The sequence below is a fragment of the Micromonospora sp. NBC_00860 genome (assembly GCF_045207375.1).
Classification (GTDB): Bacteria; Actinomycetota; Actinomycetes; order Mycobacteriales; family Micromonosporaceae; genus Micromonospora; species Micromonospora vinacea.
In genome coordinates this window covers 7,307,020-7,331,366 of the sequence record NZ_CP108825.1, presented here as the reverse complement: position 1 = coordinate 7,331,366, position 24,347 = coordinate 7,307,020, and the positions used below count along the sequence as shown (strand labels likewise).

The 24,347-nt window shown below is 70.5% G+C and carries 16 protein-coding genes and 1 pseudogene; 8 read left to right on the top strand and 9 right to left on the bottom strand.

Translation table 11 applies throughout. The features are described from left to right. The first annotated feature begins 115 nt into the window (after positions 1–115). The 5 genes from OH804_RS34005 to OH804_RS33985 all read left to right on the top strand — a co-directional run bounded on the left by OH804_RS34005 (position 116) and on the right by OH804_RS33985 (position 4,444). On the top strand, positions 116–709 hold the full coding sequence (locus OH804_RS34005) for a hypothetical protein (RefSeq protein ID WP_196924614.1): 594 nt from the start codon (positions 116–118) through the stop codon (positions 707–709). 11 nt (positions 710–720) lie between these two features. Continuing rightward, positions 721–1,764 (top strand): hypothetical protein, encoded by a 1,044-nt coding sequence (locus OH804_RS34000; protein ID WP_406061755.1) that lies wholly within the window; start codon positions 721–723, stop codon positions 1,762–1,764. Positions 1,765–1,953: 189 nt separating this feature from the next. Next, on the top strand, positions 1,954–3,612 hold the full coding sequence (locus tag OH804_RS33995; protein ID WP_196919454.1) for a sodium:solute symporter family protein: 1,659 nt from the start codon (positions 1,954–1,956) through the stop codon (positions 3,610–3,612). Between the two features lie 16 nt (positions 3,613–3,628). Beyond that, positions 3,629–3,937, top strand: coding sequence for a hypothetical protein (locus tag OH804_RS33990; protein WP_196919455.1), 309 nt, complete (start codon positions 3,629–3,631; stop codon positions 3,935–3,937). A gap of 120 nt (positions 3,938–4,057) precedes the next feature. After that, positions 4,058–4,444 carry a hypothetical protein gene (locus tag OH804_RS33985; protein ID WP_196919456.1) on the top strand — a complete coding sequence of 129 codons (387 nt, stop codon included), beginning with the start codon at positions 4,058–4,060 and terminating at the stop codon, positions 4,442–4,444. A 125-nt stretch (positions 4,445–4,569) separates the two neighbouring features. Here OH804_RS33985 and OH804_RS33980 read toward each other — a convergent pair whose 3' ends face one another. Further along, complete coding sequence (locus OH804_RS33980; protein ID WP_196919457.1) at positions 4,570–6,345, bottom strand: glycoside hydrolase family 6 protein; 1,776 nt, start codon at positions 6,343–6,345, stop codon at positions 4,570–4,572. Between the two features lie 600 nt (positions 6,346–6,945). On the opposite strand from OH804_RS33980, the gene OH804_RS33975 reads away from it, so the two are divergent. Beyond that, the gene (locus OH804_RS33975; RefSeq protein WP_406061752.1) at positions 6,946–8,289 is read left to right on the top strand and encodes a hypothetical protein; all 1,344 of its coding nucleotides are present in this window, start codon (positions 6,946–6,948) and stop codon (positions 8,287–8,289) included. Position 8,290: 1 nt separating this feature from the next. Further along, positions 8,291–8,989, top strand: a complete 699-nt coding sequence (locus OH804_RS33970) for a class F sortase (protein ID WP_406061750.1) — start codon at positions 8,291–8,293, stop codon at positions 8,987–8,989. Positions 8,990–9,025: 36 nt separating this feature from the next. Here OH804_RS33970 and OH804_RS33965 read toward each other — a convergent pair whose 3' ends face one another. Further along, positions 9,026–14,107, bottom strand: coding sequence for an NAD-glutamate dehydrogenase (locus OH804_RS33965; RefSeq protein WP_406061748.1), 5,082 nt, complete (start codon positions 14,105–14,107; stop codon positions 9,026–9,028). A gap of 289 nt (positions 14,108–14,396) precedes the next feature. On the opposite strand from OH804_RS33965, the gene OH804_RS33960 reads away from it, so the two are divergent. Further along, a complete protein-coding gene (locus OH804_RS33960; protein ID WP_406061746.1) occupies positions 14,397–16,361 on the top strand; it encodes a penicillin-binding transpeptidase domain-containing protein in 1,965 nt (654 codons plus the stop codon). Positions 16,362–16,474: 113 nt separating this feature from the next. Here the strand turns inward: OH804_RS33960 and OH804_RS33955 are convergent, their stop codons facing one another. The 7 genes and pseudogenes from OH804_RS33955 to meaB form a co-directional block, all read right to left on the bottom strand. Beyond that, complete coding sequence (locus tag OH804_RS33955) at positions 16,475–17,602, bottom strand: IS30 family transposase (RefSeq protein ID WP_406060139.1); 1,128 nt, start codon at positions 17,600–17,602, stop codon at positions 16,475–16,477. A 609-nt stretch (positions 17,603–18,211) separates the two neighbouring features. Continuing rightward, positions 18,212–19,207: pseudogene (locus tag OH804_RS33950) on the bottom strand (arginase family protein); the annotation flags it as partial. Between the two features lie 69 nt (positions 19,208–19,276). Then, on the bottom strand, positions 19,277–20,200 hold the full coding sequence (locus OH804_RS33945) for a tetratricopeptide repeat protein (RefSeq protein WP_196919463.1): 924 nt from the start codon (positions 20,198–20,200) through the stop codon (positions 19,277–19,279). 181 nt (positions 20,201–20,381) lie between these two features. Continuing rightward, complete coding sequence (locus OH804_RS33940; RefSeq protein WP_196919464.1) at positions 20,382–22,070, bottom strand: methylmalonyl-CoA mutase; 1,689 nt, start codon at positions 22,068–22,070, stop codon at positions 20,382–20,384. 139 nt (positions 22,071–22,209) lie between these two features. Continuing rightward, positions 22,210–22,623, bottom strand: a complete 414-nt coding sequence (locus OH804_RS33935) for an Asp23/Gls24 family envelope stress response protein (protein ID WP_196919465.1) — start codon at positions 22,621–22,623, stop codon at positions 22,210–22,212. A 59-nt stretch (positions 22,624–22,682) separates the two neighbouring features. Further along, complete coding sequence (locus OH804_RS33930; protein ID WP_406061743.1) at positions 22,683–23,102, bottom strand: Asp23/Gls24 family envelope stress response protein; 420 nt, start codon at positions 23,100–23,102, stop codon at positions 22,683–22,685. A gap of 216 nt (positions 23,103–23,318) precedes the next feature. Then, the gene (meaB, locus tag OH804_RS33925; protein WP_196919467.1) at positions 23,319–24,320 is read right to left on the bottom strand and encodes a methylmalonyl Co-A mutase-associated GTPase MeaB; all 1,002 of its coding nucleotides are present in this window, start codon (positions 24,318–24,320) and stop codon (positions 23,319–23,321) included. Between the last annotated feature and the right edge of the window lie 27 nt (positions 24,321–24,347).

Below are 24,347 nucleotides of genomic sequence, written 5' to 3'. Positions count from 1 at the left end.
CTCTGGAATGAGTCAAGTCTTGGCCGGGCAGTTGCGGCCCCTGTCAGGAAAGTGTCTCGGATCGGGATTGGCGATCACTGCGCGGAGGGAATAGCAGATGACGAAGGAGGAGCCCATGTCGCCCACGCAGATAATCGTCATCGTGCTCGTCGTGCTGGTGATCGTCGCGGTGCTGGCCGTGGCCGCCCGCTCGCTCAACAACCGCCGCTCGCTGCGCAACCGGTTCGGACCGGAGTACGACCGGGTGGTGGCGGAACAGGACAGCCGGTCCGCCGCCGAGCGCGAACTGCGCGACCGGGAACGTCGGCATGCCGAGCTCACGCTCACCCCACTCACCCCGGAGTCCCGGGCCCGGTACGCCGCCGCCTGGGAGGAACTCCAGGTCCGCTTCATCGACTCCCCGGGCGAGACCGTGGGCGACGCGGACGAACTGGTCACCCGGCTCATCGAGGAGCAGGGCTACCCGACCGGCGACTTCTCCGACCAGATCGCCCACCTCTCCGTCGAGCACGCCCGCACGCTGACCAACTACCGGGACGCGCACGAGATCCACCTGCGCAACTCCCGGGGCGAGGCCAACACCGAGGAGCTGCGGCAGGCGGTCGTGCACTACCGCGCGCTCTTCGCCGACCTGCTGGGCGAGGAGCCGGTCGGCCACCGCACTCCCGAACAGCGCCACCACCCGGACCACGACGCCACGAGCCGCTGAGGAGGCCACCGATGCGCCAGGAAGAGCAGCAGGTGAGCAACGACCACCCGGAGGCCGTCCGGTCCGCGCCCGTGCCGGTACCCCCGGCCGGCGACCGGGCCGGCCGCTCCGACGTCCCGGAGGACTCTCTCGACGACCGGGGCACCTTCGACGACCAGACCGCCGCTCACGAGCGGACCGACGACACCGACCGGGAGGTCGCGTACGACAGGTCCGACGACGAGCTGACCGACGACTCCGACACGCGTCACCGGCGCGACGACCGGTCCACCGACGAGGGCGGTTTCCACGAGCCGGGGCCGCTGCCGACGACGTTCGGCGCCACCACTGTGGCCGACGCGGTGGCCGCCTCCGCGCTGGCCAGCCCGCACCCGCAGGATCAGCCGGACCCCCGGGCCGAGCGGACCGCCCAGCCGGGCGACGGCGCCGAGGACGGCGAGCGGGAGGGTCTGCGCGCCGACCCCACAGCGGAGCTGCACCGCCGCGACGCGTACGTCGACGACAGCGCCGACGTCGACGACCGCACGGACCTCGACGACCGCACCGACGCGGACACGTCAGCGCGGACCGTCGTTCCGCCGGGGAGCACTGACGGCGACCCCGAGCGGCGCGGCGATCTGACCGGCGACCGGGACGCGGCCACGGCGGGCGCGGCCGGCTACGGCAGCGCGACACCGGAGATGGTCGACCCGGACGCGGACGGCGAACCGGTTCCCGGCGACGACACCAGCCCCACGCTGGAGTCCGCCGGAACGTCCCGACCCGCCGGGTCGACAGTCGCGGCCGAGCCGGCCACGCTCCTCGACACGGACACCGCGCAGGGCTTCCGGGACCGTTGGCGGGACGTGCAGCTGCGCTTCGTCGACGACCCGCAGGCGGCTGCCGGCGAAGCACAGTCGCTGGTGGAGGAGGCCATCCAGGCCCTCTCCTCGGCGCTGGCCGCGCAGAAGAACACCCTGGGTGGATGGCAGGACGCCGGCTCGGCCGACACCGAGCAGCTGCGGATGGCGGTACGTAACTACCGGGACTTCCTGGACCGCGTACTCGGTCGCTGAATCAGCTGACCAGCAGGAGGGCGCCCCGGCCGTGACGGCCGGGGCGCCCTCCTGCGCGCTGATCGTCGCCCGGCCGGCCAGACCACCCGTTGGGGCCGGAAGACGGCGGTCCCGACCTCCGGGAGTGAAACCGCTCGGACGGGGTAATAGGGCGCGCGCACCAACCACCGCGGGACGAGGGGTGACGGGATGGACGGCGACGGTCTTCGGCTCAACATGAACGGCCTGGACTACCTGATCCTGGCGCTGTACTTCGTCACCGTCCTCGGGGTCGGCTTCGCCGCGCGCCGGGCGATCCGGACCAGCGTCGACTTCTTCCTCTCCGGCCGTTCCCTGCCGGCCTGGGTGACCGGTCTCGCCTTCGTCTCGGCCAACCTGGGCGCCTTGGAGATCATCGGGATGGCCGCGAACGGGGCCCAGTACGGCGTGATGACGGTCCACTACTACTGGATCGGCGCGGTCCCGGCGATGGTCTTCCTGGGCATCGTGATGATGCCCTTCTACTACGGCTCCAAGGTCCGCAGCGTGCCGGAGTACCTGCGGTTGCGGTTCAACCGCCCCACCCACCTGCTCAACGCGCTCAGCTTCGCCGTCGCCCAGGTGCTGATCGCCGGCGTGAACCTCTACGCGCTGGCCCTCGTCATGCAGGCGCTGCTCGGCTGGCCGCTCTGGACGGCGATCGTGGTCGGCGCGGCGATCGTGCTGGCGTACATCACCATCGGTGGCCTGTCCGGGGCGATCTACAACGAGGTGCTCCAGTTCTTCGTCATCCTGGCCGGCCTCATCCCGGTCACGGTGATCGGTCTGGTCAAGGTCGGCGGGTGGAACGGCCTGATGGACGCGGTCGGCGACACCAAGCTCGGCGAGGCGGGTCTGCACGCGTGGCAGGACACCGGCAGCACTGCCAACCCGCTGGGCGCGCACTGGATCGGCATCGTCTTCGGCCTCGGCTTCGTGCTGTCGTTCGGCTACTGGACGACGAACTTCGCCGAGGTGCAGCGGGCCCTCTCGGCGAAGAACATGAGCGCCGCCCGGCGTACGCCGATCATCGCCGCGTACCCGAAGCTGTTCATCCCCCTGGTCACCGTCATCCCCGGCCTGGTGGCCCTGGTCACTGTCAAGGGCCTCGGCGCGGAGAGCGGCGACCTGCAATACAACAACGCCATCCCGCTGCTGATGCGCGACCTGCTCCCCAACGGCGTGCTCGGGGTGGCGGTCACCGGCCTGCTCGCCTCGTTCATGGCCGGCATGGCGGCCAACGTGAGCGGCTTCAACACCGTCTTCACCTACGACATCTGGCAGGCGTACATCCGCCGGGACCGGTCCGACGAGTACTACCTGCGGGTCGGGCGGTGGGCGACGGTCGCCGCCGTGGTGATCGGGATCGGCACCGCGTTCATCGCGGCCGGGTTCAGCAACATCATGAACTACATCCAGGCTCTCTTCTCCGTCTTCAACGCGCCGCTGTTCGCCACCTTCATCATCGGCATGTTCTGGAAGCGGATGAGCGCCCTGGCCGGCTTCTGGTCGCTCCTGCTGGGCACCCTGGTGTCGCTGAGCCTCTACCTGCTCTACAAGGGCGGTGTGGTCGATTTCAACTCCGACCTGGAGGAGAGCTTCTGGGGTGCCGGTCTGGCCTTCGTCACGGCGGTGGTGGTCGCCGCGATCGTCACCCCGCTCACCTCGCCCAAGCGGGACGAGGAGCTTCGCGGGCTGGTGTACGGCATGGGCGGCGTCGACCTGAAGGGCGACGTGCTCGCCGGGGACGCCGTCTGGTACCGCTCCCCGGTGCTGCTCGGTCTGATCGCGGTCGCGCTGGCCGCCGTCTTCTACATCCCGGTCTTCTAAGGAAAGGGGTCGGCAGATGAGCAACGATGGCCAGCCGGCACAGGACCCGCTGATCGACGAGACGCAGGCGGAGCAGCGGCGGTCCGCCGCGGCCCGGCTGTTCGACATCCGCCGGGTGATCGGTGGCCTGTTCGTCGCGTACGGGATCATCGTGACGTTGATCGGCATCTTCGACAGCCGGGCCGAGATCGACAAGGCCGAAGGCGTACGGATCAACCTGTGGGCCGGGCTGGCGATGCTCGTGTTCGGTTTGCTCATGCTGCTCTGGCAGTGGTTGCGCCCAGCCGAAGCGCCGGACCCGAACGAGCAGCAGCCCGACGCCTGACCGCCCGACCGCACCTCGTGAGCACGGCCCGGCCTGACCGCCGGGCCGTGCGGCATGAGCGGAGCACGAAGGGGTACGTGGGGGAAATCAGGCACCGTGTCGGACACAGGAGGCAGCACCATGACCGATCGCGATCGCCAACCGCCGCTGGAGGACAGCCCCGAGGTGGCCTCGGCGGTGGACGATGACGCCACCGTGCCGCAGCTGCGGACCGGAGGTGGCCCCGACCGGGACACACCGGGCTTCGCCGAACCCCGCAGTCGACCGGACGACCTCGCACCGGACACCGACGAGCTGATCGGTGATCCGTACGCTGCCGGCACCGGGGCGACCGGGACGGGCACCGGCGCCGGTGGGGACAACATCCGCACCGGGGGCGAGCAGCCCTGGGAGCCGGAGGACCTGGTGATGGCCCGTGGCCAGGACCTGACACCGGAGAACCTGGACAAGGCCCGCCGTGACCTGGCCGAGCAGGGCCGGGCGGCAATCGAACGCACGGTGCCCTGATCGGGGGCCCACAAGGGGGGGTCCCCGGCCCGACCTGTGACGGTCGAGCCGGGGACCCGGGGGGAACCTGCTGCCAACAGTGCCTCACCAACCACTGGCAGCGGGTTGGTGCGTGAGCTACCCGATCAGAGCGCCGGGTAGGCGTTGCGCATGAGCTCCTGGAACTGGGCGGAGAACCAGGCACCGGAGATCGGCGCGTCCGGCAGCGCTCCGGACGGGTTGTTGCCGTTTCGGGCGTTGCCGCCGTACGTCGGGTCGCACATCCGGTCGAAGCCCTTGCCCTCGTTGTTCGGGATCTCCTTGCTGGAGCCGTCCGACTCACCCGGCGGCTTCACCCAGACGTAGGCGTCGATGCCCGTCGCCGGGGTGGCCCGGGGCCGCTCACCAAGACCGGCACCAGCCTGGTTGCACCAGTTGCCGAGGTGGGCCCGGCGGTCGATGCGGCCACCGTTGACGTACGTGTCGACGCTCGTCGTCGCGCCCGGACCGGTGGGCCGGGCGGAGCCGCCCCAGCCGTTACGGGAGGTGTCGATCAGCATGCCGATGTTGGAGTTGAAGCCGACCGAGACCAACTGGTTGCGGAACGCCTGGGCGAACGACAGCTCGTCGACGTAGAAGTTCCAGTCGACCCACTTGGACTGCCGCACCGACTGACCGTTGACGTTGTCGGTGACCTTGAAGTACGGCTCCTGCAGCGCCGAGTAGTTCGCGGTGTTGGTGATGAACCCGTGCACGTTGTTGACAGTGCTGCCGGAGGCGACCGCGGCGGTCTTCAGGATGTTGGAGGTCGGGACGAAGTTGGAGTCCCAGCCGAGCCAGCCGTGGTGGCCGGCGTCGATGTAGTTGTAGACGTTGCCGATCGCGCCCAGCTTGGCGAGGGCGTAGCCGACGCCGTTGACGTAGGCGCCGTTGGCCTTGACCGTGTCACACATGACAGTGCCGCCGGCCTGATCGGACGTGTTGGTGACCAGGTTCGGCAGGGAGTCGATCTCGATGATGTTGATGATCCGCAGGCTGCTGTACTTCGACTCGCCCTGGATCGCGGCGATCGGGTCGATGTACTGGGCCTTGTACTTCGGCAGCTCGTCCGGGCCCAGCTCACCGTTGGAGGCGAGCGCGGAGCAGTCCCGGCCGGGCAGGTTGTAGATCACGAACTGGATGTAGCCGGCGCCCTGGCGCAGCGCCTCGTCCAGGTGCTGCCGCACCCCGAAGGCCCCGTTGGAGCTGCTGTCCGGCGTACCGTTGATCGCGGCGATCCGGTCCAGCCAGACGGCGGTGGGGTTGTTGGAGATCCGGCTTCCGCCGGCCTCGGCGTCCGCCTTGGCCTTCCACTCCGGGTTCACGTAACCGCGCGCCCCGGCGTACGGGTTGTCGACCTTGGTGCCGGGCGGCGGCGTGGTGGGCGGCGGGTCGGTCGGCGGGGGCGTGGTCGGCGGCGGGTCGGTCGGCGGGGGCGTGGTCGGCGGGGTGGTGCCACCGTTGCAGACCACGCCGTTCAGCGTGAACGAGGTCGGCTTCGGGTTGCTGCCGCTCCACGCGCCGTTGAAGCCGATGCTCGTCGACGCGCCGGTGGCCAGGGTGCCGTTGTAGGACATGCTCCGGGCGGTGACCTGGCTGCCGGACTGGGTGAACGTGGCCGACCAGCCCTGCTGCACCCGCTGGCTGGAGTTGGGGAAGGTCCAGCCCAGCGTCCAGCCGTTCAGCGCGTCGCCGACGTTCTTGATGGTGACGCTCGCGGTGAAACCGCCGGGCCAGTCGTTGCTCGTGTACGCGATATCGCACTGCGTCGCGGCCTGCGCCGCGGTAACCGGAATCGTTACGAGCCCACCGGCGACCAGGGCACCCGCGCCGGCGAGCGCGAGGGCCCGGCGTGGGCCGGTTAGCCTTCTCCACACATTCATGCCACTGATCTCCTTGGGCGAGACCGGGCCCACGTACGGCCCGGCGGGACGGCCCGATGGGCGTCCTACACGGACGGCCGTCGGCGCCAACGGGATTCTTGGGGGGCGCCCGACCCGGACGGGCGATGGTGGTGGTGGTGCCCGACCGAGACGTCGGCCGGTCGATCGGCGGCGGGTGTGTCGCCCGGTGAACCGGGTGCCCTCGACTCCCTGCCTGCACGGTGTGGCTCTCTGAACCGCGTTCGCCGATTCTTGCATGGGAGCGCTTCCATGGCAATGGCTCGATGCGTTGCCGGAGCCGTTTCGGACGATACCCCCGAGCCCGCCCGACCGGCACGCGCCGCCCGGACCCGCCTCTACTGGATGAGCGAGGCAGGCCGGGAACTGTGGGCGCGGAACACCGTGCCGTACCCCAGAAGGTCCCGGGCTGCCTGAGATGACGCTCGGCGCGGCGAAAGCCGCGTAGCACCCCTTCACCTCTTACCTGGACCAAAGGTCAAAACGCGAATCTTTCACTTCATAAGTCATGAAACCGTCTAACGTCGGTCTTAGCTCGGTTGTCGCCGGGCTCAGGACAACAGGGATGGAGTGACGCAGGTCATGGCTAAGAAGATGCTCGGGAAGGTCGTTGCGGGCGCCGCGCTCGGCGGCGCGTCGCTCCTGGTGTTCGCACCGGGGATCGCGTTCGCCGACGGTCACGACGAAGGCAAGGTCTACGCCAAGCCGCACGTCGTAAAGGCTGGCGACGAGGTCAAGCTCCTCGAGATCTGCCCGGATCGGCAGGAGCACGCGTACGTGTGGTCCAAGGTCACCGGCAAGGTCAAGCTCAAGCCGGCACATGAGGACCGGGGTGAGGACCGCGAGTGGCGCGAGGAGGAGAACTCCTCCGACCACGACAAGGGCAAGGACGAGAACGGCAAGGACCACGAGGGCAAGGACGAGAACGGCAAGGACGAGCACGGCAAGGACGACAAGGGCAAGGACCACGAAGGCAAGGACGAGAACGGCAAGGACGAGCACGGCAAGGACGACAAGGGCAAGGACGAGCACGGCAAGGACGAGAACGGCAAGGGCGGCCAGGGTGGCGGCGCTGCCGCTGACGCCTACGGCGACGAGGACAGCAAGGACTGGAAGGGCGAGGAGCACGGCCAGGACGCCGAAGAAGGCCGTGACAAGAAGGACTGGGAGTCCAAGGACGAGCACGGCTCGGACAACGGCTCGGACAAGGGCTGGGAGTCCAAGGACGAGCACGGCTCCGAGTACGGCTCGGACAACGGCTCCGACAAGGGCTGGGAGTCCAAGGACGAGCACGGCTCCGAGTACGGCTCGGACAACGGCTCCGACAAGGGCTGGGAGTCCAAGGACGAGCACGGCTCCGAGTACGGCTCGGACAACGGCTCCGACAAGGGCTGGGAGTCCAAGGACGAGCACGGCTCCGAGTACGGCTCGGACAACGGCTCCGACAAGGGCTGGGAGTCCAAGGACGAGCACGGCTCCGAGTACGGCTCGGACAACGGCTCCGACAAGGGCTGGGAGTCCAAGGACGAGCACGGCTCCGAGTACGGCTCGGACAACGGCTCCGACAAGGGCTGGGAGTCCAAGGACGAGCACGGCTCCGAGTACGGCTCGGACGAGCGTGGCGGTTACGGCAAGGACGAGCGCGGCTCGGACGAGCGTGGCCGGGACGAGGAGCGCGAGTTCGTCTACTACGGCGAAGCCAAGGTCGACAAGGACGCCAAGCCGGGTCGCTACGAGCTCAAGGGCTCCTGCGGCGAGGGCGAGCTGGTCGTGCTGCCGCACGGCGGTGTCGACGGTGGTGACGGCGGCGTCAGCACCGGCACCGACCGGGGTCTGGCCACCGGCGGGGCGGGCCTGCTCGGCGCTGCCGCGCTCGGCGGGATCGTGCTGATGCGTCGTCGGCGGACCGATGGTTCGCTCGTCTGACGTGACGGCGACACCGGCCGGCGGCCGCCACGGGAAACCGTGGCGTGCCGCCGGCACGGCCGTCGTCGTCACCCTGGCCATGATCGGCGCCGGCATGATCGGCGCCTCCCTGAAGACCACGCCCACTCCCCGGCCGCCGCAGCCGCTGGCCCAGGCCGGCCCCGAGGTCACCCCGCCGGCGGGCACCGCCGACGATGCTCCAGCGGTCGACGGGCAGCCGGCCGGTCAGGCGGCGGCCGGCTTGGCCCGTTCGGCACCGACCAGCATCGAGATCCCCCGGATCGGTGTCGACGCGACGATCATGTCGTTGGGCACCAACCCGGACGGCACCGTCCAGGTCCCTCCGCTGGACAAGGCCGACCAGGCCGGTTGGTACGAGCCCGGTGCGAGCCCGGGCGAGACGGGTAACGCGGTCATCGTCGGGCACGTGGACTCGGCGGTGCTCGGCCCGGCCGTCTTCTTCGACCTCGGCGCTCTCACCCCCGGCGACACCGTCACCGTGCGCCGCGCCGACGGAGTGCCGGCCACCTTCACTGTCGACTCGGTGAAGTCGTACCCGAAGACTGCCTTCCCCACCGAGTTGGTCTACGGACCGAGCGACCGACCCAGCCTGCGGGTGGTCACCTGCGGCGGTCAGTTCGACGAGGCCGCGAAGAGCTACCCGGACAACATCGTCGTCTTCGCCACCCTGGCGGCCTGATCGGCGACTAACGAAACGGTCCGGCGTATACCTGAATCAGGCGGCTGCCGAGGTCCGCACCAGGGTGCGGATCTGACGCAGCAGCACCGACAGTGCGGCGAGATCCGCCCGCGACTCGTCGAACTCCCCCATCGCCCGTCGGGCGCGGTGGATGGAGGTGGCGTTCGACTGCTCCCACTGCTGCACCCGCTCGTGCGGCGGCAGGTCGCCCGGGGTGGAGTCGAGTACCTCCGCGGTGAGCGCGGCCAGCGCGGCGTACAGGTCGTACCGCAGCGCCATCCGGGCCAGCGTCTGCCAGCGGTCCTCCCGCGGCAGCAGGGAGATCTTCGACAGCAGCGAGTCCACCCGGAACAGGTCGGACAGCACGAAGTAGACCGAAGCCACCTCGCTGACGTCCCGCCCGCTGGCGTTCGCCGTCTCCACCACGTCCATCAGGCCGAAGCTGTACATCAGCCGGGTCGCCCGCTCCGCCAGCTCGCGGGGCAGCCCACGCTCGGTCATCGAGTCCATGTGCGCGGCGATGCCCTGGCGCTCGTTGCCGTAGAACAGCTCCTCAAGACCCGGCAGCAGTCGGGTGACCCCGTCACGCAGCCGGGCGATCTCGGCCGGCACGTCGATCGGCGAGCGCCGGTTGGAGACCAGCCACCGCACCGCCCGGTCGAGCAGCCGGCGGGTGTCCAGGTAGACGCTGGTCTGCAGCTCCGGCGCCACCTTGTTGTCCAGCGCCTCGATCGCGTCCCACAGGTCGCGCAGGCCGAACACCTCGCTGACCACCACGTACGCCCGGATCACGTCGGCCGCGCTGGCCGCCGTCTCCTCGACCACCCGGAAGATGAACGAGATGCCACCCCGGTTGATCGCCTCGTTGACCAGCACTGTGGTGACGATGTCCCGGCGCAGGCGGTGCCGGCCCATCCGGTCGGCGAACCGCTCGCGCATCGGCGTCGGGAAGTAGTTGACCAGTACGTCGGTCGTCCACTCCTCGTCTGCCAACCCCTCGGTGAGGATCTCCCGCTCCAGGACGATCTTCACGTACGCGAGCAGCACCGCGAACTCCGGCGCGGTCAGGCCGGACTCGCTGCGGACCGCCAGTTCCTCGTCCGGCGGCAGCGCCTCCAACGCCCGGTCCAACCCGCCCGACCGCTCCAGCTCGTTGATCATCCGGCGGTGAACCGGGAGCAGCGATGCGGCCTGGGCCTGGGCGTTGTTGATCGCCCGAGCCTGGTCGTAGTTGTCCCGCAGCACCAGCTCCGCGACCTCGTCGGTCATCCCGGCCAGCAGCTCGTCGCGGTCGGCCATGGTCAGCTCACCGTCGGCCACCGCCGTGTTGAGCAGGATCTTGATGTTCACCTCGTGGTCGGAGGTGTCCACCCCGGCCGCGTTGTCGATGAAGTCCGTGTAGATCCGGCCACCGGTCAACGCGTACTCGATCCGGCCGAGCTGGGTCCAACCCAGGTTGCCACCCTCGCCCGCCACCCGGCAGCGCAGGTTGCGCCCGTCGACCCGGATCGCGTCGTTGGACTTGTCGCCCACCTCGGCGTTGGTCTGGGTGGAGGCCTTGACGTAGGTGCCGATGCCGCCGTTCCAGAACAGGTCCACCGGGGCGGTGACGATCGCCTTCATCAGGTCCTGCGGCGACAGTTGCGTGACGTCGTCGTCCAGGCCGATCGCCGCCCGGACCTGCGGGGTGATCGGAATGGACTTCGCGGTACGCGGGAAGATGCCGCCACCTGCCGAGATCAGCTCCGGGTTGTAGTCCTCCCAGGAGGAACGGGGCAGGTCGAACAGCCGTCGACGCTCCGCGTACGAGGTGGCGGCGTCCGGCTCCGGGTCGAGGAAGATGTGCCGGTGATCGAAGGCGGCCACCAGCCGGATGTGCTCGGAGAGCAGCATCCCGTTGCCGAAGACGTCGCCGGACATGTCACCGACGCCGACCACAGTGAAGTCCTGGGTCTGGGTGTCCAGGCCCAACTCCCGGAAGTGGCGCTTGACCGACTCCCAGGCGCCCCGGGCGGTGATGCCCATCTTCTTGTGGTCGTAGCCGGCGGATCCGCCGGACGCGAACGCGTCACCCATCCAGAAGTTGTGCGCCTTGGAGATCTCGTTGGCGATGTCGGAGAACGTCGCAGTGCCCTTGTCGGCCGCCACCACCAGGTACGGGTCGTCGCCGTCGTGCCGGACCACGTCCTCGGGCGGCACGATCTGCCCGCTGACGATGTTGTCGGTGACGTCCAGCATCGCGCCGACGAACTCCTGGTAGCAGGCGACCGCCTCGTCCCGGTCACCCGGCTTCTGCTTCAACACGAAGCCGCCCTTGGCGCCGACCGGCACGATCACGGTGTTCTTCACCATCTGCGCCTTGACCAGGCCCAGCACCTCGGTACGGAAGTCCTCCCGACGGTCGGACCAGCGCAACCCGCCCCGGGCCACCGGCCCGAACCGCAGGTGCACACCCTCGAACCGGGGCGAGTAGACGAAGATCTCGAACTTCGGTCGCGGCGCCGGCAGGTCCGGAATGGCCTGCGGGTCGAGCTTGAACGCCACGTACGCCTTCGGTCGCCCGTCGGCGCGCTTCTGGTAGAAGCTGGTCCGCAGGGTGGCCTCGATCAGCGTCAGGTACGAGCGCAGGATCCGATCCTGGTCGAGGCTCGCCACGTCGTCCAGCGCGCCCCGGATCGTCTCCACCAGCTCACCGCTGCGCTGCTGCCGCTGCTCGGTGCTCGACTCGCCCGGCGCGAACCGGGTCTCGAACAGCTCCACCAGCAACGCGGCGAGCTTCGGGTACGCGATGAAGGTCTGCTCCATGTAGTCCTGTGAGAAGACCGTGCCGGCCTGCCGCAGGTACTTCGCGTACGCCCGCAGCACCACCACCTGCCGCCAGGTCAGCCCGCCGCGCAGCACCAGCTCGTTGAACCGGTCCACCTCGGCCTCACCGCGCCAGGCCGCCGCGAAGGCGTTCTCCACGTGCGGGCGCACCTCGGCCAGCTCGTGATGCCCCTCGGGCAGCATGAGGCCGAAGTCGTACAGGTAGACCCGACCGTCGATCCGGTCCACCTCGTACGGGTGCTCGTCGACCACCCGTACGCCGAGCGAGTGCAGCACCGGCAGCACGGCGGAGAGCATCATCGGCTCGCCGTACCGGTAGACCTTGAACCGGACGTCCATCGCCTCGGCCAGGTCCGCACCCGGCACCCGGGTGCCCGGCCGGGGCGCCAACTGCTTGCGGAACAGGTGCATCTCCAGCTGGCCGGGCTCCTCCAGCAGCTCCAGCTTCGCCAGGTCCTTCATCGCCTCGTACGGCGTGTGCCCGTCCTTGTATCCCTCCGGGAACGCGTCGGCGTACCGGGTGAACAGGTGCTTGGCCTGCTCGTCGCCGAGCTTGCGCTCCAGCACCAACCGGTAGTCGTCGTCCCAGAGCCGGGTGGCGTCCGCCAACTCCTCGGCCAGCAGGTCGGCGTCGATGTCGCCGGGCGGTCGGGTCGGGTCGGTACGGACGATGAAGTGCACCCGAGCCAGCATCGACTCGGTGACCCGGGTGGTGTAGTCCACCCCGACGCCGTTCAGCTCCCGCAGCAGGATGTCCTGCATGCGCAGCCGGTTCTGCGTGGTGAACCGGTCCCGGGGCAGGTAGATCAGGCAGGAGATGAACCGCCCGTACGCGTCCCGACGCAGGAACACCCGCAGCTGCCGGCGACCGGCCATACGCAGCACACCGACCACCGCGTGGTACAGGTCGTCGGTCTTGATCTGGAACAGCTCGTCGCGCGGGTAGGTCTCCAGGATCTGGATCAGATCCTTGCCCGAGTGGCTGCGCTGGCTCAGGCCGGAGCGGTCCAGCACCTCGGCCACCTTGCGGCGTACCACAGGCAGCTCACGGACGCTGGTCCGGTAGGCGGCCGTCGAGAACAGGCCCAGGAAGCGCCGCTCACCGATCACGTCACCATCGGCGTTGAAGATCTTGAAGCCGATGTAGTCCAGGTACGCCGAGCGGTGCACTGTGGCACGGGAGTTGGCCTTGGTGATGATGAGCAGGCGCTTCTCCAGCACCTTCTCGTGCGCCTCGGGCGTCATCGAGGCCAGCGACCGGGCGTCCGGCGAGTCGGAGCGCAGGATGCCCAGACCGGTGCCGAGCACCGCCTCCAAAGCCTTGCCGTCGACCGGGTCGGCGGCGTCGCCGCCGTCGGCGTCCACCAACCGGTACTCGCGGTAACCGAGGAAGGTGAAGTGGTCCTGGGCGAGCCACCGCAGCAGCTCCACCGAGTCGGTGATGTCCTTTTCCGGCACCGGTGGGCGGTTGTCGGAGGTACGGGCCGAGGCCAGCTCGTCGGCGAGCGCGAGGGCACGCTGACGCATCTTCGGCCAGTCCTCCACCGCCTCCCGCACGTCGGTGAGGACCCGCTGCAACTCGCGGCGCAACCGGTCCCGCTCGGCCGCGTCCCGGACCGGGTCGATCTCGATCCGCATCCAGCTCTCGATGATGTCGCCGGCAATCGCGTCGTCCGGCTCCACGTCGGCGGAGACCTCGGTGAGCCGGCCCAGCGGCTCCCGCCGCACCACCACCAGCGGGTGCACCAGCAGGTGCACGTCGAGGTGGTACGAGTTGAGCAGCGCCGTCACCGAGTCGACCAGGAACGGCATGTCGTCCGTGACGATCTCGACGACTGTGTGGTGCTGGTCCGCGTGCGGTTCGTGGATCCGCAGCTTCAACTCGCCCGGCACCCGCTGCTGGGCGAGATCCCGGTGCGCCCGGGCCGCGTCGAGCATCTCCTCCGCCGTGAAGCCGACCAGCTCCTCGTCCGGGGCGAACCGCCAGAAACGGCCGACAAGTGTCGCCGCGTCGTGGTCGTCCCCCGCGAGCGCGACGGCCTGGGCCACCAGGCGCTCCGCGTTGGGGACGGGTTCGTCGAGCTCGGCGTCCTCCACGTCGTCGGCCAGCGCCTCGGCTGGCAGACCCAGATCGTAGATGGTGTCGATGCTCGACCCGGTCAGCCCGGTGACTCCCGTGTCGAGCCGGCCGTAGCCGTCCCCGTCGGTCGCCGAATCGAAGCTGTCATCGTCCCGGCCGGAGTCATCCTGCCGGAGGTCGGGTTCCGGTTTGATCGCCGGACGCCGGTCCATCGGTGCCACTCCCCTCGACCCACCGCGTTGTGGGTCACTCTGCCGCCCAGCCTAGGCCCTGCCGTTGTGCGCCTTCGTCGGCGGACCACTGGCCAGACGTCCGGATCGGGACTTTGTCCTTTCACCCGTTGCGGGTCCGAGGTTGGCCGGCTGCGGGATACCCCGCCACGCGATGTTCATCACACGGGCGGGGCCCGTCTTTGAGTGCGGCCGAGCACCTGGGGGACGTTGGGGACGCTGTTCGCGTACTACCGTGCGAGGGCAGTCCGAGATCGGAAGGACCAGCTTCATGCCCTTGTCGTACCCTCGGCCCCACCGGCCGAACCCCGCCCGCCGCCTGGCCGCCGCCGTCACCACGGCGCTGCTCACGGCGGGCGTCCTGGTCGGTTGCTCGGGTGACGACGGGCCGCAGCGCACCGTCGACGCCTTCCTGGCGGGCTGGCGCAGCGGTGACCTCCAGGCGGTCGGAGTGATCGACCCGCTCGGCTCGAAACTGCCGTCGGCCGACGTGTCGCGCGAGATCAAGGAACTCTCCGGTGAGTTGGCGGCCACGCCGCCCACGCTGACGCGACGCGGCGAGCCGAAGATCACCAAGGACATCGCGACCACGACCGTCCAGGTGGAGTGGACCCTGCCTGGTCAGACCCGCTGGGCGTACGACCGGGAGGTGCGGCTCGCCCACGGCGACGACGACCAGTGGCAGGTGATCTGGGAGCCGAAGGTGGTGCACGAGCAGCTCGCCAAGGGCGACCGGTTGGCGCTGCGCCGCGACGCTGGCGCCCGCGCCGGGGTGCTGGACAACGCCGGGAAGCCGATCGTGACCCCGCGCCCGGTCGTCCGGGTGGGTGTGCAGCCCAACGGTGTCGCCGACATCAAGGAGCTCGTCAAGGACCTCGACGCGGCGTTCAAGGCCATCCGCCCGGCGCTGGTCCCGGGCGTCGACCTGGCCGACCTGCCCGAGCGGGTGGCCAAGGCCGAGCCGGGCGCCTTCGTCGAGGTGGTGTCGCTCCGCGAGGAGGCGTACCGGCAGATCAAGCCCCGGATCTACGACCTGCCCGGCACCAAGTTCGTCTCCGACAAGATCGACCTGGCGCCCACTCGCGAGTTCGCCCGTGCGCTGCTCGGCACTGTCGACCCGGCGCAGGCCGACGACCTCGCCGCACACCCCGACCGGTACGTCGTCGGCGACCTGGTCGGGCACGGTGGGCTACAGGGCCGTTACGACGAACGACTGCGCGGCGGCCCCGGGCTGACCGTGGTGGTCGAGCGTCCGGCCGAGGGCGGCAAACTCGAACCCACCGGCGCCGAGTTGTTCCGTCGGGAGCCGCAGCCCGGGCAGGCGCTGAAGACCACGCTGGACGTCGCCGTCCAGAACGCGGCCGACGGGGCACTGCGCGCCGAGTCGCACCGTTCCGCCCTGGTGGCGCTCCGGATCAGCGACGGCGCTGTGCTCGCCGCGGCGAACGGCCCCGGCCCGGCCGGGGAGAATCTTGCCTTCGACGCCCAGGTGCCTCCGGGCTCCACCTTCAAGATGGTCAGCACGCTGGGCCTGCTGGACCGGGGCGCGGTCACCCTGGACGGCCCGGTGAACTGCCCGAAGACCTTCACTGTGGACGGCCGGTCCTTCAAGAACTCGGACAATTTCGAGCTCGGTTCGGTGCCGTTCCGCACCGACTTCGCCAAGTCCTGCAACACGGCGTTCGCCGCGCTGGCCCCGAAGCTCGGCGGCGACGGGCTGGCCGCCGCCGGCCGCACGCTGGGCCTGGAGGGTCAATGGGACCTCGGCACTGACGCCTTCACCGGCAAGGTCTCGACGGGCGGCAGCCCGGCCGAGCAGGCCGCCGCGTCGTTCGGGCAGGGCACCACGCTGGTCAGCCCGCTCGCCATGGCCGGTGCCACCGCCGCCGTCGCCCGTGGCCGCTTCGAGCAGCCGAAGCTGCTGACCGACCCGGCGCCGGCCAAGCCGGCCCCGGCCGGCGAGCAGCTGAAGCCGGCCTCCGTCACGGCGCTGCGCACGATGATGCGCGAGGTGGTCACCGCCGGCACCGGCAGCGCGCTCAAGGATGTGCCGGGCGAGGTGTACGGCAAGACCGGCACCGCCGAGTACGACAACAACCCGGCCCACACCCACGCCTGGTTCGTCGGCTGGCGGGGCGACGTGGCGTTCGCCGTCTTCGTGGAGAAGGGCGGGGCCAGCACCGCCTCGGCCGTCCCGATCGCCGAGCGCTTCCTCCGCGCCCTCCCGGTCGGCTGACCCCACCACCCCGGGGCCCCACCGGGCGTCCGGCCATTGCCCGGGTCAACGCCCAGCGCCGGGCCTTGATCCACTCGGTTTCGCTGGAAGTGCAGTGTCCGAGCCAGGCGGTTTCAAGCGGCTGTTGCGACCAGGTGTTTGTGGAGTACCTCGGCTGGATTCTGCCAGTCGAGGGTTTGGCGTGGTCGTCCGTTGAGTTCGCGGGCGACGGCGTCGAGGTCGTCCTGGGTCCAGGTGCGGAAGTCGGTGCTGGAGCGGGGGAAGTACTGGCGCAGGAGGCCGTTGGTGTTCTCGTTGCTGCCGCGTTGCCAAGGGCTGTGGGGGTCGCAGAAGTAGACCTTGCAGTCGGTGGCCAGGGTGAAGACGGGGTGCTGGATCATTTCGATGCCCTGGTCCCAGGTCAGTGTCTTGCGCAGCTCGGCCGGCAGGCGGCGCATGAGGCCGGTCAGGGTGTCGATGACCTGTTCACTGACCCGCGATTCGGGCAGCGCGCCGAGCATCACGTATCGGGTGGCGCGTTCGACCAGGGTGATGATCGCGCTGGAGCCTCGGGCGCCGATGACCAGGTCGCCTTCCCAGTGCCCGGGCACGGCCCGGTCTTCGACCTCTGCCGGGCGAGTCGAGATGTGAAAGTCACGCACCCACGGGCGGCTTCCCCGCCCCGCGCTGGCCTGACGCGACTGAGGCCGCCGTAACGCCCGCCCAGAGCGCAACGCGACCTGCCGGGCTAACTCCTGGCGCATCCCACCTCGGGCCTGGAAGTAGACCGCCTGATAGATCGTCTCGTGTGACACCCACATCTCCGGTCGCTCAGGAAACTCCCGCCGCAGCGACCGGGCGATCTGCCACGGCGAGTGCCGCTGCGCCAGACGATCCTTGACCGTCTGCCACAACGGCGGCCACGCCCGCCCCCGACCCGGACGCAACTTGCCCTCACGAGGACGCCGCGCCCGCGCGTCCGCCTTGCCCTGAGCATTGCGGTGAGAGTACTTCCACCGATACGCCCCACCCCACCCCTTCGGATAGCCCACCCCAGCCACATAACCAGGATCCGCACCATGCGGATGCCGCTGACCCACCGGCACCCGACCCCCCGTGCCGCAGTGATTACGCGACAACTCCCGCCACACCGTCGAGCGATGCCGCCCGATCACCTGCGCGATCTGCGGGAACGTCAACCCCTGACCGAACAACACCTCAATCTGCGCCCGCTCCGCGGACGACAACCTCTGCCCCGGCATGACCCCTCATCCTGACGAGAATCCACCCCGTTGCAACAACCACTTGAGCCCAAGCCACTCGGACACCCCGGGTTCACGGAAACCGAGTCGATCAAGGCCAGGGGGCCGAGGGCCGGGTCAGGCGGTGTCGGCTTGGTGCCTGTCGGGCGGGTCCTGGGTCGACGGGGCGGTGCGTCGGAGGAGACCTGGGCCGGCCGACGCCGGCGGGCCGACCGGTTCGCGCTCGACCAGGGGCGAAACAGTGCCCGCGACGCCGGATGGCTCGGAGTGGGCCCGTCCGCCCGTGCCGGGTGACTCCCCCTCGGCCGGGACGTCGTACGGCATCGCGCTCACCGACGAGCCGACGCCGGGGACACCGACACCGGCAGGCCCGACATCGGCAGAGCCGCGCCCAGCAGGCCCGAGCGCAGCGGGCCCGCCATCGGCGGGGTCGATGCCAGCGGGATCGATGCCAGCGGGATCGATGCCAGCGGGGTCGATGCCAACCGGGAATTCAAGCCGCGAAACCCGCCCAGCGCGGTCGATTCCGTCAAGCCCAGCCAGCGCGTCGAGCCGCTCGGCCCGGTCGGGACGCTCGGCGCGGTCGAGCCGCTCGGCGCGGTCGGCGCGGTCGGTGGCGGTCGCGGCCCGGCCGTTGCCGCGCCGCGGGGAGGGTGTCGGCCGGGCCGACAGCAGTCGCGGCGGCACGGCTTCCGGGGCGGTCACCGGTGCCAGACCGGCGACCACCGTGTTGACGATCTCGGCCGCGTACGAGCCGTCCGGGTCGTAGTCGGGGTCGAAGACGGTCAACTCGACGCCGAGGCAGTGCGGGGTGTCGACCAGGCCGGCGAGCAGGATCTCCAGCTCGGCGAAGGCGATTCCACCCGGATCGGGGGCGTCCACGGCGGGCATCACCGCCGGGTCGAGCACGTCCACGTCGATGTGCACCCAGTAGCCCGCGCAGTCGGCGAGTTGCTCGTGCGCCCACTGGGCCGTCCGGGCGGCGCCCTCGGCGCGCAGCGCCGGCACCGGCCGGGTGGTGATCCCGGCGGCCTGGAGGTCGAGCCGGTACTCGTCCTGGGCGCGGATGCCGAGCACCACCACGTCGATGTCGCGGAAGTAGGGCCGGCGGCCCTCCAGCGCGGCCAGGTCGGCCTGCCCTCGCCCGGTGACCAGGGCCAGGTCCTCACCGGCGGCAGCGCCCACGTAGGAGGCGTTGCCGGGGTGCCGGAAGTCGGAGTGCCCGTCGACGAAGACCAGCCCGATCCGCCCGCCGACGGCCTCGCCGAGGCGGTGCATGGCCAGGGCCGAGCCGAGCAGCACGGAGCAGTCGCCGCCCAGCACCACAGGGAACTCGCCCCGGTCGATGATCGAGCCGATGCGCTCGGCGAGGGCCAGCGAGTAGTCGGCGATCTCCCGGGCGTGGCACACCCCGTCGCCGGGCCGCCAGTCGCCCGGGTCGTACCGGGCAGGGGTGACGCAGCCGGCGTCGCGGGCGCGGAGCCGGGCCAGCAGGTCGTGGTCGCGCAGCGCCCCGGGCGCCTTTGCGCAACCCGGGACCGACGTGGGCGTCGGCGGCCGTAGACCGAGATTTGTCGGCGCGTCGAGGACGGCGATCCGGCGCATCGTGAGCTCCCGTCCTCGGTGGTCGGGCGGGCCGGCCGGAACGCCGGCCCGCGCTGGCGTGCTACGAACTCAGAACAGGGCGCTGGCCAGGGCCCGACGCGCCGAGGCGACCGCCGGATCGTCCGGGCCGGCGATGGAGAAGAGCGAGACCAGGTGTTGGCGAACCGTCTCACGGTCCTCACCGGCGGTGCGCCGGACCAGACCGACGAGCCGCGCGTACGCCTGCTCGGCCAGGCCGCTGAGCACCTCGATGTCGGCGGCCAGCAGTTGCGCGGCGACGTCGTCGGGGGCGCTTTCGGCGGCGGCCAGCGCGGCGGACGGGTCGGCGCCGGCCACCCGGCGGGCCACCCCGACCTGGGCCAGCCCGGCCGTGGCCGCGGCGTCCGCCGGGGCGTCGGCGAGGATCTTCCGGTACGCCTGCTCGGCGGCATCCAGGTCGCCGCTCATCAGCGCGTCGTCCGCCTCGTCGAGGCGGGGGTCCTCCGGCTCGGCGACTGTCACGCCGCCGGCCTTGAGCACGGCCTGGAGCCACTGCCGCAGCTGCGCCTCGGGCACCACTCCGGAGAAGGCGTCGACCGGCTGGCCGCCGACGACCGCGTAGACCATGGGGATGCCCTGCACCCGGAACATCTGGGCGATTCGGGGGTTTTCCTGCACGTCGACCCGGGCCAGCACCCAGGTGCCGCCGCCCTCGGCGTTCAGCCGCTCCAGGACCGGGGCGAACTCGTCGCTCTCCGGGAAGCCGGCCGCGCCGAAGAACACGACGACGGGCGTGGCCATCGAGCGTTCGAGCACGTCGGACTGGATGGTCGCCTCGGTGACGTCCACGATGGCGGTGTCACCGCCGGCGGTGGGCGCGCCGGGGGCGCCGTTGGACGGGCCGCCCTGCGGGGGCGTGCCGGGGCGGGAACTTGCTGGTGCGGGGCCACGCAGCGTGCTGAGGTCGACCGCGCCGCGGGTGAAGATCGACGAGGTGATCCGTGGGTCGCTCATGGTTACCTAGTCTCGCACGTGAGCCCCCGATCTCAGCTCACCCGCAACCCCGACGTTGCAACTCTCACGCCCCGCCCCCACCCCCGCGATCTTGCACATTCTGTCGCCGGTACGCCGCATTCATGCCTTATGTCGGCGCACAAACCGCAAGATCGACGGGGGTGGGTGTGACGGCAGGGGGTTAGAAGCGGGCTGGTTCTCGGTAGGTGCCCCACTCGGCCCGGAGGGCGTCGCAGATCTCGCCCAGGGTCGCCTCGGCGCGGACCGCGTCGAGCATGGCGGGGATCATGTTCTCGTCGGTACGGCTCGCCTCGATCATCCGGGCCACCGCCGCGCGGACCGCCGACTCGTCCCGCGCGCCCTTGCGCTCGGCGAGCACCCGGCGCTGCTCCAGCTCCACCTCGTGCGAGATGCGCAGGATCTCCAACTCCTTGGCGACAGTGCCGGTGTGGCAGTTGACGCCGACGATCTTCTTGTCGCCCTTCTCGAGGGCCTGCTGGTAGACGAAGGCCGACTCGGCGATGTGCCCGGTGAACCAGCCGTCCTCGATACCGCGCAGGATGCCCGAGGTCATCGGGCCGATCTGGTGTGGCCCGTCCCCGCCGAGCTGCCGGATCCGGGCGAAGATCTCCTCCGCCTCGGCCTCGATCTTGTCGGTCAGCGCCTCGACGTACCAGGAGCCGCCGAGCGGGTCGGCCACGTTGACCACACCGGTCTCCTCCATCAGCACCTGCTGGGTACGCAGGGCGATCTCGGCCGACTCGTCGGTGGGCAGCGCCAGGGTCTCGTCCAGCGCGTTGGTGTGCAGCGAGTTGGTGCCGCCGAGCACCGCAGCGAGAGCCTCGACGGCGGTGCGTACGACGTTGTTGACCGGCTGCTGCGCGGTCAGCGACACCCCGGCGGTCTGCGTGTGGAACCGCAGCCACAGGGCCTTCTCGCTGGTCGCCCCGTAGACGTCGCGCAGCCAACGGGCCCAGATCCGGCGGGCGGCACGGAACTTGGCGATCTCCTCGAAGAAGTCGAGGTGCGAGTCGAAGAAGAAGCTCAGCCCCGGCGCGAAGACGTTCACGTCCAGCCCGCGCGAGAGGCCCAGCTCGACGTAGCCGAAGCCGTCCGCCAGGGTGTACGCCAGCTCCTGCGCAGCGGTCGAGCCGGCCTCCCGGATGTGGTAGCCGGAGACCGACAGCGGCTTGTATCGCGGGATCTCCCGGGCGCAGTACTCCATCAGGTCGCCGATCAGGCGCAGGTGCGGCTCCGGGTCGAAGAGCCACTCCTTCTGCGCGATGTACTCCTTGAAGATGTCGGTCTGCAGGGTTCCGTCCAGCTTGGACAGGTCGGCGCCCTGCCGCTCGGCGGCGACCAGGTACATGCAGAACACCGGCACGGCCGGGCCGGAGATGGTCATCGAGGTGGTCACGCCGGCCAGGTCGATGCCGTCGAAGAGCGCCTGCATGTCGGTGGCGGTGTCGATGGCCACGCCGCAGTGGCCGACCTCGCCGAGCGCCTGCGGGTCGTCCGAGTCGCGGCCCATCAGCGTCGGCATGTCGAACGCCACCGAGAGCCCGCCGCCGCCGGCGCCGAGGATCATCTTGTAACGCTCGTTGGTCTGCTGGGCGTTGCCGAAGCCGGCGAACTGCCGGATCGTCCAGGTCCGCCCGCGGTAGCCGGTCGGATACAAACCCCGGGTGTACGGATACTCGCCCGGCCAGCCGATCCGTTCGAAGCCCGGATAGGTGGCGCCCTCCGGCGGCCCGTAGACGGGCTCCACCGGCATTCCGGAAAGCGTGGTGAAGTCCGCGTCCCGCTTGCGCGCGGCGTCGTACCGGGCCTGCCAGCGCGCCCGTCCGGCGTCGATCTCGTCGGCGTCCATGAGCAGGGCTCCTCCTCGGGTCCTCGACTGCACGTCGAGTGTAAGGCCCTCACCTGAACGATCGCTAAGTCACGCCCTACCCATGAGTAACAGCAGGCACGGCGTCGCGGGAGGTGGCGCAGAGCGCGCCGCGTACCTCTCAGGCGGGAGGCGTGGCGGGGGTTTCGCCGAACGCCATGTCGTCGACCCGGATGTTGACTTCATCGACCCGCAGCCCGAACGCCTCGACCGCCTCGCTCACTCGAGCGCGCACCTGACCGGTGACCTCTGACACCTGCCGACCGGCCTGGATCACCAACACCAGGTTGACCACTGCGGCGTCCTCGGTGACGTGGGCCGAGCAACCCCGCCGGGCGTCACCCACCTGGTCCAGCCCAACTCGGTCGAGAACCGCGTTGAAGAACCGGGCGACGTCCCCGCCCAGGTCGGCCACGCCGGGCACCGCGCGGGCCGCCGCGACAGCAATCTTCTCGATCACCTCGTCGGCGACCTGCGTCGTCCCACCAGCCGGCACCGACGCCCTGGTCAGCCTCTGTGTTGCTTCCAGGTCCACAGTCGCTCCCTGCTCCTCGCACCGTCGAGTAAGCCGTCGGGTTGTTGGGCAGCTGCGCCTCAGGCTCCGGCTGCCGCCCCCGGCTGGTTCAGCTCGATGTCGTCCACCGTCACGTTGACCTGGGTGACAGTCAGGCCGTACTTCTCCACCGCCTCGATCACCGCGGCCCGCACCGCCTCGGTCACGTCCGCCACGACGTGCCCGGCGTCGATCACCAGGACCACGTTGATGACGGCCGAGCTGCCCTTCACGTCGGCAGAGACTCCCCGGCGGGCGTCGCCCACCTCGTCCAGGCCGATCTTGTCCAGGACGCTGTTGAAGAAGCGGGACACGTCACCGCCGAGATCGGCGACGCCGGGCACCGCGCGAGCGGCCGCTCCGGCGATCTTCTCCACGACCTCGTCGGAAACCGACGTGACACCCCGGGCCGCACCCGTCGCGGGCTGCGCTGCGCCGGCGTTCTCCACCGCGTCCGTCATGATCACATCTCCCCTGGTCCCGGTGCACTGTGGACCGACCGGCTCGTCAGCCCGTTTCGCGGCAGCTGGCTGCCGGCCACGCGCCGCGAGCCTACTAAAACCAGAGCGACCTTCGCTTGTGGGCTGGAGGCGCGCTCCGACCGGCCGCACGAAAGACGTCGGGGCGCGCCGATCCGGCACGTCCAGGGTGGACGCGCCGGCCAGCGGGGCGTCGGGTCAGCGGGAGAGCTGGGCGAGCAGTTCGTCCGCCGCCGTGTACGGGTCGGTCGCACCCTCGGCGACCTTGGTGGCGAGCGTCGCCAACTCCGTACCGTCGCGCAGTGAGCCGATCCGGGCGCGGAGGATGCCGAGCGCGATCGCCTCGACCTCGGCGGCGGCCCGCGCCTCCTGGCGGCGGCGCAGCTCGCCGTGCTCGACCAGCCAGCCCCGGTGCTTGTCGATGGCGGCGGCGATGTCGTCGATGCCCTCGCCGCGCGCGGCTACCGACCGGACGACCTGCGGCCGCCACTGCCCCGGCCCGCGCTCACCGAGAGCGATCATGCCCTGGATGTCGCGGACTGTGGCGTCGACGCCGTCCCGGTCCGCCTTGTTGACCACGAACACGTCGGCGATCTCCAGGATGCCGGCCTTGACCGCCTGGATGGCGTCGCCCATCCCGGGCGCGAGCAGCACCAGCGTCGTGTCGGCCAGCGAGGCGACCTCCACCTCGGCCTGCCCGACGCCGACGGTCTCCACCAGCACCACGTCGCAGCCGGCGCCCTCCAGCACCCGGACCGCCTGCGGCGTCGCCGCGGCCAGCCCGCCGAGGTGCCCCCGGCTGGACATCGACCGGATGTAGACGCCCGGGTCGGTGGCGTGGTCCTGCATCCGCACCCGGTCGCCGAGGATCGCTCCCCCGGTGAACGGGCTGGACGGGTCGACAGCGAGCACGCCCACCCGGTGCCCACGCGCCCGCAGCGCGCGGACCAGCTCGTTGGTGGTGGTCGACTTGCCCACCCCGGGTGAGCCGGTCAGCCCGACCACCTGGGCCTGCCCGGCGTACGGCGCCAGCGCCGCGGCGATCGCCGGCAACAACGCGTCACCGTTCTCCACCAACGTGATCAGGCGGGCCACCGCGCGCGGGTCGCCCGCGCGGGCCCGCTCGACCAGCAGCGGTACGTCCCGGCTGCGGCGCACCGACGTGGTGCCCGCTGCCGGGACGTGCTCAGCCTCGCTCACTGCGTCATCCCCGTTCGCGACCGCGGG

Coding starts and splice junctions, on each gene's coding strand:
- OH804_RS33960 (WP_406061746.1), top strand. CDS start 14,397: ATGCCCTTGTCGTACCCTCGGCCCCACCGGCCGAACCCCGCCCGCCGC.
- OH804_RS33975 (WP_406061752.1), top strand. CDS start 6,946: ATGGCTAAGAAGATGCTCGGGAAGGTCGTTGCGGGCGCCGCGCTCGGC.
- OH804_RS33965 (WP_406061748.1), bottom strand. CDS start 14,107: ATGGACCGGCGTCCGGCGATCAAACCGGAACCCGACCTCCGGCAGGAT.
- OH804_RS33985 (WP_196919456.1), top strand. CDS start 4,058: ATGACCGATCGCGATCGCCAACCGCCGCTGGAGGACAGCCCCGAGGTG.
- OH804_RS33930 (WP_406061743.1), bottom strand. CDS start 23,102: ATGACGGACGCGGTGGAGAACGCCGGCGCAGCGCAGCCCGCGACGGGT.
- OH804_RS33980 (WP_196919457.1), bottom strand. CDS start 6,345: ATGAATGTGTGGAGAAGGCTAACCGGCCCACGCCGGGCCCTCGCGCTC.
- OH804_RS34005 (WP_196924614.1), top strand. CDS start 116: ATGTCGCCCACGCAGATAATCGTCATCGTGCTCGTCGTGCTGGTGATC.
- OH804_RS33995 (WP_196919454.1), top strand. CDS start 1,954: ATGGACGGCGACGGTCTTCGGCTCAACATGAACGGCCTGGACTACCTG.
- OH804_RS33990 (WP_196919455.1), top strand. CDS start 3,629: ATGAGCAACGATGGCCAGCCGGCACAGGACCCGCTGATCGACGAGACG.
- OH804_RS34000 (WP_406061755.1), top strand. CDS start 721: ATGCGCCAGGAAGAGCAGCAGGTGAGCAACGACCACCCGGAGGCCGTC.
- OH804_RS33945 (WP_196919463.1), bottom strand. CDS start 20,200: ATGAGCGACCCACGGATCACCTCGTCGATCTTCACCCGCGGCGCGGTC.
- OH804_RS33940 (WP_196919464.1), bottom strand. CDS start 22,070: ATGGACGCCGACGAGATCGACGCCGGACGGGCGCGCTGGCAGGCCCGG.
- OH804_RS33955 (WP_406060139.1), bottom strand. CDS start 17,602: ATGCCGGGGCAGAGGTTGTCGTCCGCGGAGCGGGCGCAGATTGAGGTG.